10 protein-coding genes are annotated in these 14,064 nt (G+C 74.0%); 8 read left to right on the top strand and 2 right to left on the bottom strand.

Annotation, left to right across the window (positions count from 1 at the left end):
* Positions 1-85: 85 nt before the first annotated feature.
* Positions 86-3,121 carry a BTAD domain-containing putative transcriptional regulator gene (locus ACQPZF_RS21550; protein WP_433274367.1) on the bottom strand — a complete coding sequence of 1,012 codons (3,036 nt, stop codon included), beginning with the start codon at positions 3,119-3,121 and terminating at the stop codon, positions 86-88.
* 96 nt (positions 3,122-3,217) lie between these two features.
* Between ACQPZF_RS21550 and ACQPZF_RS21555 the strand changes: the two genes are divergently transcribed.
* The 6 genes from ACQPZF_RS21555 to ACQPZF_RS21580 all read left to right on the top strand — a co-directional run bounded on the left by ACQPZF_RS21555 (position 3,218) and on the right by ACQPZF_RS21580 (position 8,876).
* Positions 3,218-4,234: an NADP-dependent oxidoreductase gene (locus tag ACQPZF_RS21555; RefSeq protein ID WP_433274369.1), complete on the top strand. Its 1,017-nt coding sequence runs from the start codon at positions 3,218-3,220 to the stop codon at positions 4,232-4,234.
* On the top strand, positions 4,231-4,806 hold the full coding sequence (locus ACQPZF_RS21560) for an NAD(P)H oxidoreductase (RefSeq protein ID WP_433274371.1): 576 nt from the start codon (positions 4,231-4,233) through the stop codon (positions 4,804-4,806). Before ACQPZF_RS21555 ends, ACQPZF_RS21560 begins: the two co-directional genes overlap by 4 nt.
* A 110-nt stretch (positions 4,807-4,916) precedes the next feature.
* A complete protein-coding gene (locus tag ACQPZF_RS21565) occupies positions 4,917-5,921 on the top strand; it encodes an adenylate cyclase (protein ID WP_433274373.1) in 1,005 nt (334 codons plus the stop codon).
* Between the two features lie 2 nt (positions 5,922-5,923).
* Positions 5,924-6,904 carry a hypothetical protein gene (locus ACQPZF_RS21570; protein WP_433274375.1) on the top strand — a complete coding sequence of 327 codons (981 nt, stop codon included), beginning with the start codon at positions 5,924-5,926 and terminating at the stop codon, positions 6,902-6,904.
* On the top strand, positions 6,901-8,154 hold the full coding sequence (locus ACQPZF_RS21575; RefSeq protein WP_433274377.1) for an adenylosuccinate synthetase: 1,254 nt from the start codon (positions 6,901-6,903) through the stop codon (positions 8,152-8,154). Before ACQPZF_RS21570 ends, ACQPZF_RS21575 begins: the two co-directional genes overlap by 4 nt.
* Positions 8,155-8,174: 20 nt before the next feature.
* Complete coding sequence (locus tag ACQPZF_RS21580) at positions 8,175-8,876, top strand: NUDIX domain-containing protein (RefSeq protein WP_433274379.1); 702 nt, start codon at positions 8,175-8,177, stop codon at positions 8,874-8,876.
* Here the strand turns inward: ACQPZF_RS21580 and ACQPZF_RS21585 are convergent.
* Positions 8,830-10,449, bottom strand: coding sequence for an amidase family protein (locus ACQPZF_RS21585; RefSeq protein WP_433274381.1), 1,620 nt, complete (start codon positions 10,447-10,449; stop codon positions 8,830-8,832). The genes ACQPZF_RS21580 and ACQPZF_RS21585 overlap by 47 nt on opposite strands.
* A gap of 209 nt (positions 10,450-10,658) precedes the next feature.
* Here ACQPZF_RS21585 and ACQPZF_RS21590 point away from each other — a divergent pair, with 209 nt between their 5' ends.
* Both ACQPZF_RS21590 and ACQPZF_RS21595 read left to right on the top strand, forming a co-directional pair.
* Positions 10,659-11,582: a hypothetical protein gene (locus ACQPZF_RS21590; RefSeq protein ID WP_433259807.1), complete on the top strand. Its 924-nt coding sequence runs from the start codon at positions 10,659-10,661 to the stop codon at positions 11,580-11,582.
* Positions 11,583-11,670: 88 nt separating this feature from the next.
* Positions 11,671-14,049 carry an HAD-IC family P-type ATPase gene (locus ACQPZF_RS21595; protein ID WP_433259808.1) on the top strand — a complete coding sequence of 793 codons (2,379 nt, stop codon included), beginning with the start codon at positions 11,671-11,673 and terminating at the stop codon, positions 14,047-14,049.
* Positions 14,050-14,064 lie beyond the last annotated feature (15 nt).

Raw genomic sequence — 14,064 nt, forward strand, 5'->3', positions numbered from 1 at the left:
CTACGGGCTGTCCGCGCGACCGGCCGGGCCGCCGGAGGCGGGTGCGACGGCCTGGTCGACGCAGGTGGCCCGCGATAGGGCCTGGTCAGGCGCGGGCGGCTTGGGCGGGGTTCAGGTCCGCGCCGCGGGCGAACGCGGCGTCGAACGCCTCGGTCCCGAGCGCGGCGACGGCCGCGGCCGTGATGCGGTTCACGTCGCCGCGTTCGGCGGGCGGCAGGGGCGCGTCGCGTGATCGGCGGGCGGTGTCGGCCGCGCCGAGCAGCACGGCGGCGGTGTCCGCCCGGCCCGCGAGGGCGTGTGCGCCGGCCAGTCCTTCCAACGCCAGTGCCAGTGCGCGCGGGTCGGCGGTCGTCTCCGCCGCGGCGAAGCCCTCGCGGTGCAGGTCGAGCGCTCGGCGGGGGTCGCCGCCCTGTTCGGCCGCGAAGCCGAGTTCGGCGAGCACCAGCGCGTTCGCGCCGTCCAGGCCGACCTGCCGGTGCCAGCGGAGCACGTCGCGCAGGTGGCGTTCGGCGGTGGCGAAGTCGCCTTCCCGGCGTGCGCCGAGGCCGAGGCCGAGCACGGCGTTCACCTCGCCGGCCCGGAAGCCGTGCGAGGCGGCGAGCTGCCGGGCCCGTTCGTGCAGGTCCGCGGCTCCGGCCCGGTCGCCGGTGAGCAGCGCGATCCGGCCGAGGCCGGCGATCAGGTCCGACACCCGGGTCCACAGGCCGAGGCGTTCGGCCATGACCAGGCCGTCCCGCAGGCGTCGGCCGGCCTCCTCGTAGTCGCCGAACGCCTCGGCTCGCGCGGCCAAGGGCAGGACGGTGCGCAACTGCCCCCACTGGTCGCCGAGGTCGCCGAACAGGGTGGCGCCGCGCTCGCCGTCGTCCGCGACGGCCGTCAGGTCGCCGCGCAGCAGCATGAGGGTGGCGCGGTCGCCGAGGGCGGCTGCCTCGCCCCACCGGTCGCCCTCGTCGCGGAAGCGGTCCAGGGCCTCGTCGACCAGCTTCTCCCCCGCGTCCAGGTCGCCGATCGCGCACAGGGCGTGGCCGAGGAACCAGCGCGCCCGGCTGCCGGGGTCGGTCGCCAGGACGGCCGCGATGCGGGCCGCGCGGTGCGCTCCGTCGCCGGTCAGGACGGCGATGCCGGTGTGCCAGGCGGCGACCGACGGGGTGGTGCCCAGGGTCAGGGCGGCGGTGAGCGAGCGCAGTGCCTCGCCGAGCCGGCCGCGCAGCACCCAGTACCAGGCCAGCGCGTCGACCAGCCGCAACGCGAGCGGTGCGGCGCGCAGCCGGACGGCGTGGTCCAGCGCGGCACGCAGGTTCGCGGCTTCGGCGTCCAGCACCACGAGCCATTCGCCCTGGTCGGGGCCGCGCAGTCGGGCCTGTTCGGCGAGGGCGGTGTAGTGCTCCAGGTGTCGGCGGCGGACGTCGTCCAGTTCGCCGGCGTCGCGCATCCGGTCCACGCAGTAGGCGGCGACGGACTCCAGCAGCCGGTAGCGGGGGCCGTCGGTGACGACCACCAGGGACCGGTCGACCAGGCGGGTCAGCGGTTCGAGCACGTCGTCGGCCGCGCACACCGCTTCGGCGGCGGCCCAGGTGCAGCCGTCGGCGTGCACGGCGAGGCGGCGCAGGACGAGCCGTTCGGCGTCGGTGAGCAGTTCCCAGCTCCAGTCGATCACCGCGCGGAGCGTGCGCTGGCGGGGCGGGGCGTCGCGGTAGCCGCCGGACAGGACGCGGAACCGGTCGTCCAGGTGGGCGAGCAGGCCGCGCACGCCCAGGGCCTGGACCTTGGTGGCGGCGAGTTCGAGGGCGAGCGGCAGGCCGTCCAGGCGTCGGCAGACCTCCGCCACGTCGTCGGCGTCGAGTGCGAGGCCGGGCGCGACGGCGGCGGCGCGGTCCAGGAACAGGCGGACGGCGTCGGCGTCGTCCAGGGGTGGCACCGGGTGGCGGACCTCGCCCGCGATGGCGAGCGGTTCGCGGCTGGTGGCGAGCACGCGCAGGCCGGGCGCGGCGGCGAGCAGGCGGCCGGCCAGCTCCGCGACCTCGCCGACGACCTGTTCGCAGTTGTCCAGCACCAGCAGGAGGTGTCGGTCGCGCAGCGCTCCCGCGAGCCGGTCGGCGAGGCTGACCGGCTCCAGGCCCCACGTGCCGTCGTCGCGGACGTCGAGCGCGGCGGCGACGACGTCGACCGGTGCGCGGGGTGTGGCGAGGTCGACGATCCGGACGCCGTCGGCGAATTCCGACCGGCGGGCGATCTCGACGGCGAGGCGGGTCTTGCCGACGCCGCCGGGTCCGGTGAGGGTGACCAGCCGGCCGGTCGCCAGTCGTCGGCGCACGGCGGCGACGGCCCGGTCGCGTCCGACCAGTTCGGTGGGCGGGTTCGGGAGGTCGCCGCGGCGGGCGGTCAGGTCCGGGTCCTGGGTGAGGATCGCCCGGTGCAGGGCGACGAGTTCACGGCTGGGGTCGACGCCCAGCTCGTCGGCCAGGTGGCGGCGCAGGTCGTCGTAGCCGGCGAGGGCTTCGCCCTGGCGTCCGGCGCGGTAGAGGGCGCGCAGGTGGGCGGCGCGGAGCCGTTCCCGCAGCGGGTGGCGTGCCACGAGGTCGGCCAGGTCGGCGACCAGGGCGGTGTGCTCGCCGAGCGTGAGGCGGGCCTCGGCGTGGTCCTCCAGCGCCGTCAGGTGCTCCTCGGCCAGCCGGGTGACCGCGGGCCGGGCGAACTCCTCGTCGGCGAAGTCGGCGAACGCCGGTCCCCGCCACAGCGCGAGCGCGTCGGCGAGCAGCGCGGCGCGGGCCCGGACGTCGTCGGTGGCGCGGGCCCGCGCGGTCAGCGCGGTGAACCGGTCGGCGTCGAGGTCGGCGTGGACCAGGTAGCCGGGCGGTCGTGACTCGACCAGGCCCCGGCCGCCGGATTCGGCGTCCTCCAGCGCGCGGCGCAGTTGGGCGGCCTTGGCCTGCACGGACCGGGTGGGGTTGCCGGGGCGCCGGTCGCCCCACAGGGCGTCTACGAGGCGGTCGACCGACACCGGGCGGCCGGCGTCGGCCAGCAGCGCGGCGAGCAGCAGCCGGACCTTCCGCTCCACGATCCGCACCGGTGCGCCGTCCGCCGTTCGGATCTCCAGCGGACCCAGCACCCCGAAACGCATGGGGCCACGGTAGTCCGAACCGGATCCGAGCCGGATCCGAACAGGCCGGGCGCAGGGTGGACCACGTCGGAACCACACGTCATCGAGGAGCACGTCATGTCGCACACCAGCCGGGAGATCCGCCTCGCCGCCCGTCCCGTCGGCGAGCCGGGGCCGGAGCACTTCGACCTGGTCGCCGTCGAGGTCCCGGAGTTGGGCGAGGGCCAGGTCCTGGTCCGCAACACGTGGATGTCGGTCGACCCGTACATGCGGGGCCGGATGGACGACGTCCCGTCCTACATCCCGCCGTTCGAGCTGGGTGTCGCGCTGGAGGGCAGCGCGGTCGGCGAGGTCATCGCGTCGACCTCGGACGCCGTGCCGGTCGGGGCGACGGTCAGCCACTTCCTCGGGTGGCGCGAGTACGCGGTCGTGGACGCCGCCCACGTCACGGTCGTGGACCCCGCGCTGGCTGCGCCGCAGGCGTACCTGGGTGTGCTCGGCACGCCGGGCCTGACCGCGTACGCGGCGCTGACGGACGTCGCCCCGGTGCGGCCCGGTGACGTGGTGTTCGTGTCGGCGGCGGCGGGCGCGGTGGGCAGCGTGGCGGGGCAGCTCGCCCGCAAGCTCGGCGCGGCGCGGGTGATCGGCTCGGCGGGCGGCCCGGTGAAGACCCGGAAGGTGGTGGAGGACTTCGGTTTCGACGCGGCCGTCGACTACCGGGAGGGCGCGCTGCCCGCGCAGCTCGCCGCCGCCGCGCCGGACGGCGTGGACGTCTACCTGGACCACGTGGGCGGCGACCACCTGGAAGCGGCGATCGGGGCGGCGCGGGAGGGCGGGCGGATCGCGCTGATCGGGGCGATCAGCCAGTACAACGCGGTCGGCCCGGTGCCGGGGCCGGGCAACCTGTTCGACGCCGTGCGCAAGCAGCTCACGTTGCGCGGGATGCTGGTCAACTCGTACTTCGGCCTGTTCCCCGAGTACACGGCGCGGGCGGCGGCGTGGCTGGCGGACGGGTCGCTGCGCACCGAGGAGACCGTGCTCGACGGGATCGACCGCGCGCCGGAGGCGTTCCTGGGTGTGCTGCGCGGTGCGAACACCGGGAAGATGCTGGTGCGCCTGGACTCCGGGCGATGAGGGCGCTGCTGGTCGTCGCCCACCACCGCAAGGACTCGCTGACCGCTCATCTCGCCGCGCGGGCACGGGCGCGGCTGGAGGCGGGCGGTGTCGAGGTGGATCTGCTGGATCTGCACGCGGAGGGGTTCGATCCCCGGATGTCCTCCGAGGACGAGCCGGACTGGGCGGACGCGGGGAAGGTGTACTCGCCGGAGGTGCGGGCGCACATGGCGCGGATCGTCGCGGCGGACCTGGTGACCGTGGTGTTCCCGGTGTGGTGGTTCGGGCCGCCCGCGATCCTGAAGGGCTGGATCGACCGGGTGTGGAACCACGGTTTCGCCTATGGGCCTTCGGTGGTCGGGGGGAAGCGGATGCGGTGGCTCGGGTTGGCCGGGGAGTCGGCGTCGTCCTATGAGGAGCGTGGGGTGGCCGACGTGCTCGACCGGCAGTTGCGGGTGGGTGTGTCCGAGTTCTGCGGGATCACGGATGCCGCGCTCACCGTGTTGCACGGCACGGTGACCCGGGATCCGGAGCGGGTCGCGGGTCTGGTGGCGCGGGCGGGTGACGCGGTGGAGGAATGGCTGCGCCGATAGCGGGGGTGGGTAGTCCCGAGGCGGGTTGGGCGCGGAAGCCGAGAGTCGGTCCGGGCGGCGGTCGGTTGTCGGTGCTTGCCGGATGGGTTTGAGTCGTCTAGACTCAAACCATGTTCACGAGGGAAGAGGCGCTCGACCGGGTGGCCGGTGCGTCGGCGTCGGGCCTGTTCGGGCCACCGGCGACCGATTCCGCGCGGCGGAAGGAGGCGCAGCGCCTGTACTGGGGGTTGGCCGCCGTCCTGCACCCCGACCGGGTGGCCGCGGACGACGTCCGGGCGCATGCGGCGTCGGCCGAGTTGACCCGCCTCTACCACGAGTGGCAGCAGGCGCGGCCGGTGGTGTTGCGCACCGCGGACGGCGTCTACCGGGTTGCCGGGCGGCATGCGGTGGGCAGTGTCGCGAACGTCTACCGCACCGACGGCCCGGAGGTCGTCAAGATCGTGCGTGATCCGGCGATGAACCCGTTGCTGCGCGCGGAGTGGGAGGCGTTGCGGGTGTTGCGGCGGTTCACCGGCGAGCACCGGTGGCTGCGTCCTTACTTCCCGCGCGTGGTCGACACGGGCGACGTCGGTCGGGGTGAGCGGGCGTTCACGGTGTTCGAGCCGTTGGTGCGCGGGTTCGTGACGCTGGCCGACGTGCGCGCGGCGTTCCCGGACGGCTTGGACGGGCGGGACTTCGCGTGGATGCACCGCAGGTTGCTGCGGGCGGTCGCGGCGGCGCACCGGGTGGGGCTCGTGCACGGCGCGATCGTCGCGGACAACGTGTTGGTGCATCCCGAGCAGCACGGGATCGTGTTGGCGGGCTGGTCGTTCAGCGTGGCCGACGGGCAGCCGATGCTCGCGACCGCGAAGTCGATCCGGTACCCGCCGGAGGTTACGGCGGGCCGCCCGGTGACGGCGGCGGCGGACGTCCACATGGCACACGCGTTGATGCTGGACCTCCTGGCACGCGACGAGACCCGGCAACGGGCGTTCGCCCGCGGCTGCCTGCAGGACGACCCGGAGCGCCGCCCGGAGGCCGTCGATCTGCTGGGCGAGTACGACGAACTGCTCGAAGAACTCTACGGCGCACGGGTCTTCCGCCCGTTCGCCCTCCCCGACCGGACAGGAGCCTGACAATGGGACACGGCAGGTGGGACGACGACGCCTACGCGGCGGCGAGGACCTTCCGCGCGGCCAAGGGGATCGACGACTTCGGCTACACCGCGAAGATGAAGTCGGTCCCGCACGACCGGTGGAAGGCCGACCCGTCGCTGGACCCGCTGGGTGTGGTGGCGCGGGAGTGCCGCGACTCGGCCGACCACGCCGACTCGACGCCGATCGCGGTGCTGTTCGACGTGACCGGTTCGATGGGCCGGGTGCCGCAGATCATGCAGCGCAAGCTGGGCAAGTTGCACGGTCTGTTGCAGCGCAAGGGTTATCTGGCCGACCCGCAGCTCATGTTCGGCGGCATCGGCGACGCCGACAGCGACCGGGTGCCGTTGCAGATCGGGCAGTTCGAGTCGGACAACCGGATGGACGAGCAGCTACGCACCATCTTCCTGGAGGGCAACGGCGGCGGGCAGAAGAGCGAGTCCTACGAGCTGGCCGCGTACTTCATCGCGCGGCACGTGGTGACCGACGCGTGGCAGAAGCGGGGCCGCAAGGGCTACCTGTTCCTGATCGGCGACGAGCTGAACAAGCCCCGGCTGGAGGCCCGGCACATCCGGCGGATCATCGGCGACGACGTCCGCCAGGACATCGACCCGGTGTCGGTGTACCGGGAGCTGAGCCGCAAGTGGCACGTGTACTTCGTGCTGCCGAACCAGTCGTCGTACTACCACGACCCGCAGATCGCCGGGCACTGGCGCGACATCCTCGGCCAGCACTTCCTGAAGCTGGACGATCCGGGCGCGGTGTGCGAGCTGATCGCGGCGACCATCGGCCTGGAGGAGCGGGTGGTGGACCTGGACCAGGCGCTGGTGGACCTGGCCGAGGTCGGTTCGGCGGCGGAGCGGGACGCGGTGGGCAAGGCGCTGGTGCAGGTGGGGTCGGCGGCGGTCGCCACGTCGGCCGCTCCCCCGGACCTGGACGGCCCGGACGACGTGACGCTGTCATGACCTCCGGGCACGTGATCGTCGTCGGCCTGGGCTTCGGCGACGAGGGCAAGGGCGCGGTGGTCGACGCGCTGTGCCGGGACGGGTCGGTCACGTCGGTGGTGCGGTTCAACGGTGGCGCGCAGGCCGCGCACAACGTGGTCGACGGCGGTCGGCACCACACGTTCAGCCAGTTCGGGTCCGGCACGCTCTGCGGCGTGCCGACCCTGCTGTCGCGGCACGTGCTGGTGGAGCCGATCGCCCTGGCGGCCGAGTCGCGGGAGCTGGCGGCGCTGGGGGTGCACGATCCGCTGCGGCTGGTGACGGTGGACGCCGACGCGCTGCTCACCACGCCGTTCCACGTGGCGGCGAACCGCGCCCGCGAGGACGCGCGGGGACGTGACCGGCACGGCTCGTGCGGCAAGGGCATCGGCGAGACGGTGTGGTACTCGCTGCTCGCCGGGCGTGCGGAGGGTGACGTGGTCGAGCGCCAGGTCGTCCTCGGCACGCCGGGGGCGGCCCCGACGGTCGGCGACTGCGCCCGCCCGGCGGTGTTGCGGCGCAAGCTGGACGCGTTGGCGCGGTTCTACGAGCCGTTGATCGGGGACGGCACGTCGGTGGACGCGCTGGTGGGCCTGTACCGGGCGTTCGCCGACGCGGTGCGGGTGGCGCCCGGCGACGAGGTGGACAGGCTGGCCACCACCGGACGGCTGGTGTTCGAAGGGGCGCAAGGGGTCCTGCTGGACGAGCGGCACGGGTTCCACCCGCACACCACGTGGTCCGCGGTGGCGCCGCGCAACGCGCGCGAGCTGCTGGACGGGCGTCCGGCACGGGTGTTGGGGGTGACCCGGACCTACCAGACGCGGCACGGCGCGGGTCCGCTGCCGACCGAGGACCGTGCGGTGCTGGACCGGTTCCCCGAGCGGCACAACGGGATCGGCGAATACCAGGGCGCGTGGCGGGCGGGACACCTGGACGCCGTCCTCCTGCGGTACGCGATCGACGCGTGCGGCGGGCTGGACGGCCTCGCGGTGACGCACCTCGACGCCCGCGACCTCCAGGTCGCGCGGTCCTATCGCACCGGGGCCGGTTCCGTCACCCGGCTGCCCGCACGGCCCGATCCGACCGCGTTCCTGGCGGGATGCGTGCCGGAGCTGGAGCCCTTGGCCGACCCGGTGCCGTGGCTGGAACGCGAGTGCGGGGTTCCGGTGGTGGTGACGGGCACGGGGCCCGACCGGGCGGACTACGCCGTGCACGTGCCGGTGCCCACCTGAGGTGCGGAAGAATCCCGGGCATGGGCGGGACGGGGATCGAGTCGACGTTGGTGTCGGTGGACGTGCTCACGCTGCGGTTCGACGCGCAGGCGCGGACCGTGCTGCTGGGTGTCGCGCCACGCGCGTCCGATCCGTTCGCCGGCGACCTCGCGCTGCCGGGTGTGCTGCTGGGCCGGGGTGAGCGGCTGCGGGACGCGGCGCTCCGCGCGGTCACCGGGAAACTGGGGGTGGCGGAGCGTTCGGTGACCGCGACGGGCCAGTTGACGACCTTCGACGAGCCGTCGCGCGATCCGCGCGGACCGACGCTGTCGATCGCGCTGTGGGCGACGGTCGATCCGGCGGGGCCTGCCGGAGGGCCGCGGTGGACACCGCTGGACGCCGTGCCGCCGCTGGCGTTCGACCACGACCGGATCGTCGCGGACTGCCGTCCGATGCTGGCGGACCGGCTGTGGCGGGACGTGCCGTTCACGGCGGGCCTGCTGGGGCGGGAGTTCACCACGGCACAGGCATTGGACGTGACCGAATCGCTCACCGGCGACCGCCCCTACCCGGCGAACCTGGGCCGGACGATGGACCGGGTGCCGGGCCTGGCGCGCACCGCCCAGCACGCCGCCGCCCTGCCCAAGGGCGGCCGGCCACCGCTGGTGTGGCGGTGGGCCGGCGACGCCCCGGACCCTAAGGCAGGGTCGGCAGGAAGCGCGGAGCCCGGCGGGCGTGCGTGACGTGTTCGAAGGCCGCCGCGAACCGCAGGACCTTCGCGTCGGCGTGGTGGCCCGCCATGAACGACACCCCGACCGGCAGCGGCCCGGCGAAGCCCGCGGGCACCGACACGTTCGGGTAACCCGACACCGCGGCGGGTGTCGAGGAGCCCAGCACGTAGGCGTCACCGGCCGCGTAGTCCGTCTTCCAGGCGGGCGAGTTGGTCGGCGCCATGATCACGTCCAGCCGGTGGGCGGCGAGCACCTCGTCGATCGACCGGCGGGCGAGGGTGGTCGCGGTGTGGCGCTGCTCGCGGTAGGTCGGATCGGTCAGCGGCGGCGCGTCACGGGCGGCGAGGAACAGTTCCTGCCCGAACTTGCCCAGCTCCACCGGATCCCGCTCGTTGAACGCGATCAGCTCGCCCAGCGTGCGGGGCGCGCCGGGCCGGGACGCCAGGTAGCGCTCCAGGTCGTGCTTGAACTCGGTGATCAGCGCCGGGAACTCGACGGCGTCGATCCGGTCCTGGTAGGGCAGCTCGACGTCCACGACGGTCGCGCCCGCCCGGCGCAGGGCGTCCACGGCGTCCCGCACGACCCGGTCGGCGTCCGCGCTGGCCCCCGCCTTGCGCCACACCCCGACCCGCGCGCCGCGCAGCACGTCCGAGCCCGACACGTCCGAGCCCAGCGCGTTTGAGCCCAGCGCGTCCGAGCCCAGCGCGTCCGAGCCCAGCGCGTCCGAGCCCAACGCGTCCGAGCCCAGCGCGTTTGAGCCCAGCGCGTCCGAGCCCAGCGCGTAGTCCCCGCCCCGCCGGTCCAGGACCGACATCAGGATCGCGGCGTCCACGACGTGCCGCGCCATCGGACCGGCGGTGTCCTGCTGCGCCGAGATGGGCACGATCCCGTCGCCGCTGACCGTGCCGAGCGTGGGCTTGAGGCCGACGACCCCGTTCTGCCCGGCCGGGCACACGATCGAGCCGTCGGTCTCGGTGCCCACCGCCACCTGCGCCAGGGACGCCGCGACGGCCGCGCCCGAACCGGACGACGAGCCGCACGGGTTGCGGTCCAGCACGTGCGGGTTGTTCGTCTGGCCCCCGGTCCCCGACCAGCCCGACGTCGAGCGGGTGGAGCGGAAGTTGGCCCACTCCGACAGGTTCGTCTTGCCCAGGATCACGGCGCCGGCGGCACGCAGCCGGCCGACGAGTTCGGCGTCGTCGCGCGGCGGCACCCGCAGCGCCCGCGACCCGGCGGTGCTCGCCAGGCCACGGGTGTCGATGTTGTCCTTCAACAGCACCGGGATGCCGTCCAACGGGCCGCGCGCGTGGCCGCGTTCGCGGCGGCGGTCGCTGTCGGCCGCCTGGCTCACCGCGGTGCGGTCCACGGCCACCACCGAGCGGACCCGACGGTCCACCGTGTCGATGCGGCGCAGGTAGGCGCGGGTCAGGTCGACCGACGTCAGGTCACCCGCGTCCAGTCGGCGGACCAGGTGCGGGATGGTCGCCCGGTCCAGGTCGAAGCCGAGACCGCGGTCGGCGTTCTCGGCGTGGGCCGGCGGTGCGACGAGGAGCACGGCCAAGGCCGCCACGAGCAGTGATCGCATGCCTCACAGTCCAGACCCGTGCCCGGCGGCCGTAAACCCGCCATTGGTCGGAGTCCGCGGAGACCGATCGGCACGCGAACCCGGAACGGAAGCACAACCCGGAGAAGCACAACCCAGAACGGAAGTACAGGGAACTCACAGGCTGCGCTCAGCATCCGGACCGACCATCGAGGTGGAGAGGCACCGTCCCGGCACACCCGGAGGCCACCATGACCGTCCTCGACCACGCGGTCCGCCCCGACCTGCCGACCACCGGCTGGGCCACCGCGCAGGGCCGCCGCCGGGAACCGGCCGACGCCGCCGCCGCGCGCACGTCGGCAGGACGGTTCGCGATCGCCGTGTCCGACGGCATCGGGGACACCCCGAAGGCCGCGCTGGCCGCCCGCCGGGCCGTCGACACCGCGATCGACACCGCCTGGCGGTCCGGCGTGGCCGAAGCGCCGCCGGCGATCCGACGCACCCTCGACCACACCGCCGCCACCGCCCCGATCGCCGTACCGACCGTCCGCCTCCCGCCGGACGACACCACGACCGCACTCCGGACAGCCCCGGTCGACCAGACCTCCCAGGCAGCCACCACGACGACCCAGCGCCAAGCAGCCCTCACGACGACCCAGCACCAGGCAGCACCCACCGGCACGACCCAGCACCAGGCAGCCCCCACCGGCACGACCCCGGACCGGCTCCCCACGCCGGCCGGGGACACCACCTTCGCGGTCGCCGCCGGAGACGCCCGAGGCTGGGCGGTCGCCTGGGTCGGGGACTGCCGCGCCTACCTCGTCCCACCCGCCCCCGACGCCTCGGCCGGACCAGACCCCGCGATCCTCCTCACCGCCGACCACACCATCGGCCACTACCTGCGCGAACGCGGCGTGCAAGCCCACCCGGGCCTGGACCGCGTCGTCACCACCACCGCTCGCAAGGGCGACCCCGCCCTCACCCACGGCCCCACCGCCGAAGGCCGCCTGGTGCTCGTCACCAACGGCGTCCACCACCACCTCGACGCCCACACCATCGCCGACATCACCCGCACCGTCGCCGACCCCGCCGAAGCGGCATCCGCGCTGGTCGCCGCGGCACTCCGGGCAGGCGGCACCGACAACGCCGCCGCGGCGGTCGCCGACCTGCGCTGACCACACCACGCGGCCCCCACCGCTGACCGGGCGCGATCACCGCTTCCGGGGCAGGATGACCCGCAGGCCCGATCCGGTGGAGGTGGGGATGTCCGAACGCTCCGCGCCGACCACGCACGACGACGCGGCCCACGGACTCACCGGCGCCGAAGTCGCCGAACGGGTCGCCGACGGCCGCACCAACGCCGTCGGCGCGCAGACCAGCCGCAGCACCGCCCAGATCATCCGGGCCAACGTCGTCACCCCGTTCAACGGCCTCCTGCTCACCCTGTTCGTCATCATCCTCACCACCGGACGGTGGCAGAACGGCCTGTTCGGACTCGTCATCGTCGCCAACACCGCCATCGGCGTGTTCCAGGAACTCCGCGCCAAACGCACCCTCGACCGGCTCGCCGTCCTCAACGCGCCCCGCGCCCGCGTCACCCGCGACGGCCGGACCTCCGAGATCGACGTCACCGACGTCGTCGCCGACGACCTCATCGAACTGCGCACCGGCGACCAGGTCGTCGCCGACGGCGCCATCACCACCACCACCGGCCTGGAAATCGACGAATCCCTGCTCACCGGCGAAACCGACCCCATCGCCAAAACCACCGGGGACGAAGTCCGCTCCGGCTCCATCGTGGTCGCCGGCACCGGCCGGTTCCGCGCCACCCACGTCGGCGCCGACGCCTACGCCACCCGCCTCACCGCCGAAGCCCGCCGCTTCACCGTCGTCCGCTCCGAACTCGTCGCCGGCACCAACAAGCTGCTGCGCTGGATCTCCCTCATGATGCTGGTCGTCGCGCCACTCCTGCTGTGGAGCCAGTTCCGCACCCCCGAAACCGACACCTGGCAGGAAGCCGTCACCGGCGCGGTCGCCGGACTCGTCGGCATGGTCCCCGAAGGCCTCGTGCTGCTCACCAGCCTCGCCTTCATGATCGCCGCGGTCAGCCTCGCCCGGAAGCAGACCCTCGTCCAGGAACTGCCCGCCGTCGAAGTCCTCGCCCGCGTCGACACCGTCTGCCTCGACAAGACCGGCACCCTCACCCACGGCGACATCGTCTACGACCGCCTCGTCACCGACCCCGACGACGAACCCGACGTCCGCGAAGCCCTCGCCCTGAGCGCCGCCGCCCCCGACCGCAACGCCACCTCCGCCGCCCTCGCCACCGAGTTCACCGACCCCACCTGGCGGCAGACCGGCGGCATCCCGTTCTCCTCCGCCCGCAAGTGGTCCGCCGTCAGCGCCGAAGGACACGGCACCTGGGTGCTCGGCGCACCCGAGATGGTCTTCCCCGACACCACCGACGAACCCCTCCTGCGCACCGCCTCCGACGTCGCCGCCGAAGGCAACCGCGTCCTCGTCCTGGCCTCCACCACCGAGCCCACCCAGGACACCGGGAAGCCCGAACTGCCGCCCGGACTCACCGCCCGCGCCCTCGTCGTCCTCGCCGAACGCATCCGCGACGACGCCGCCGACACCCTCCGCTACTTCACCGAACAGGGCGTCGCCCTCAAAGTCATCTCCGGCGACAACCCCCGCACCGTCGGCGCGGTCGCCGTCGCCGTCGGCCTCCCCGGCATCGAGCACGCCACCGACGCCGTCGACGCCCGCACCCTCCCCGAAGACCCCGACCGACTCGCCGACACCCTCGAACACACCGTCGTCCTCGGCCGCGTCACCCCGCACCAGAAACGCGCCATCGTCGGCGCGCTCCAACGCCGCGGCCACGTCGTCGCCATGACCGGCGACGGCGTCAACGACGCCATGGCCCTCAAGGACGCCGACATCGGCGTCGCCATGGGCAACGGCGCCGCCGCCACCCGCGCCGTCGCCCAACTCGTCCTGCTCGACAGCCGCTTCGCCCACCTGCCGGACGTGGTCGCCGAAGGCCGCCGCGTCATCGCCAACATCGAACGCGCCGCCAACCTCTTCCTGGTCAAGAACGTCTACTCGCTCGTCCTCGCCCTGGTCGTCGTCGCCACCGCGCTGGCCTACCCGCTCGCGCCCATCCAGCTCACCATGATCTCCGCCGCCACCATCGGCATCCCCGGCTTCGTCCTGGCCCTCGCGCCCAACCGCCGCCGCTACGTCCCCGGCTTCCTCCGCCGCGTCCTGCGCTTCGCCATCCCCACCGGAGCCGTCATCGGCCTCGCCGCCTACGCCGGCGACCTGACCATCCGCGCCCTCGAACCCGGAGAGGGCAGCCGCGCCGGCCAGACCGTCGCCACGGTCGTCGTCCTCATCGCGTCCCTGTGGACGCTCTCCCTGCTCGCCCGTCCCCTCAACGGGTGGAAACTCGGCCTCCTCGTCGGCCTCGCCACCGGCGTCGCGGTCATCCTCGCCGTGCCTGCCCTGGGCAGCGGCGTCTTCCTGCTTTCCGTGACACCCCAACGACTCCTCGTCGGCGCAGCCGTCGGCGTCCTGGCTGGTGTCCTGGTCGAGATCATCGGCCGCGCCGTCCTCCGCCACACACAAAACTAATTTTAGTCAACACTG

Origin of the sequence: Actinosynnema sp. CS-041913 (genome assembly GCF_050942485.1) — a bacterium.
Lineage (GTDB): Bacteria > Actinomycetota > Actinomycetes > Mycobacteriales > Pseudonocardiaceae > Actinosynnema.

Excerpts from the sequence above, each read along its gene's own strand:
- ACQPZF_RS21565 (WP_433274373.1), top strand. The coding sequence starts at position 4,917 with ATGTTCACGAGGGAAGAGGCGCTCGACCGGGTGGCCGGTGCGTCGGCG.
- ACQPZF_RS21560 (WP_433274371.1), top strand. The coding sequence starts at position 4,231 with ATGAGGGCGCTGCTGGTCGTCGCCCACCACCGCAAGGACTCGCTGACC.
- ACQPZF_RS21555 (WP_433274369.1), top strand. The coding sequence starts at position 3,218 with ATGTCGCACACCAGCCGGGAGATCCGCCTCGCCGCCCGTCCCGTCGGC.
- ACQPZF_RS21590 (WP_433259807.1), top strand. The coding sequence starts at position 10,659 with ATGACCGTCCTCGACCACGCGGTCCGCCCCGACCTGCCGACCACCGGC.
- ACQPZF_RS21575 (WP_433274377.1), top strand. The coding sequence starts at position 6,901 with ATGACCTCCGGGCACGTGATCGTCGTCGGCCTGGGCTTCGGCGACGAG.
- ACQPZF_RS21585 (WP_433274381.1), bottom strand. The coding sequence starts at position 10,449 with ATGCGATCACTGCTCGTGGCGGCCTTGGCCGTGCTCCTCGTCGCACCG.
- ACQPZF_RS21550 (WP_433274367.1), bottom strand. The coding sequence starts at position 3,121 with ATGCGTTTCGGGGTGCTGGGTCCGCTGGAGATCCGAACGGCGGACGGC.
- ACQPZF_RS21570 (WP_433274375.1), top strand. The coding sequence starts at position 5,924 with ATGGGACACGGCAGGTGGGACGACGACGCCTACGCGGCGGCGAGGACC.
- ACQPZF_RS21580 (WP_433274379.1), top strand. The coding sequence starts at position 8,175 with ATGGGCGGGACGGGGATCGAGTCGACGTTGGTGTCGGTGGACGTGCTC.
- ACQPZF_RS21595 (WP_433259808.1), top strand. The coding sequence starts at position 11,671 with ATGTCCGAACGCTCCGCGCCGACCACGCACGACGACGCGGCCCACGGA.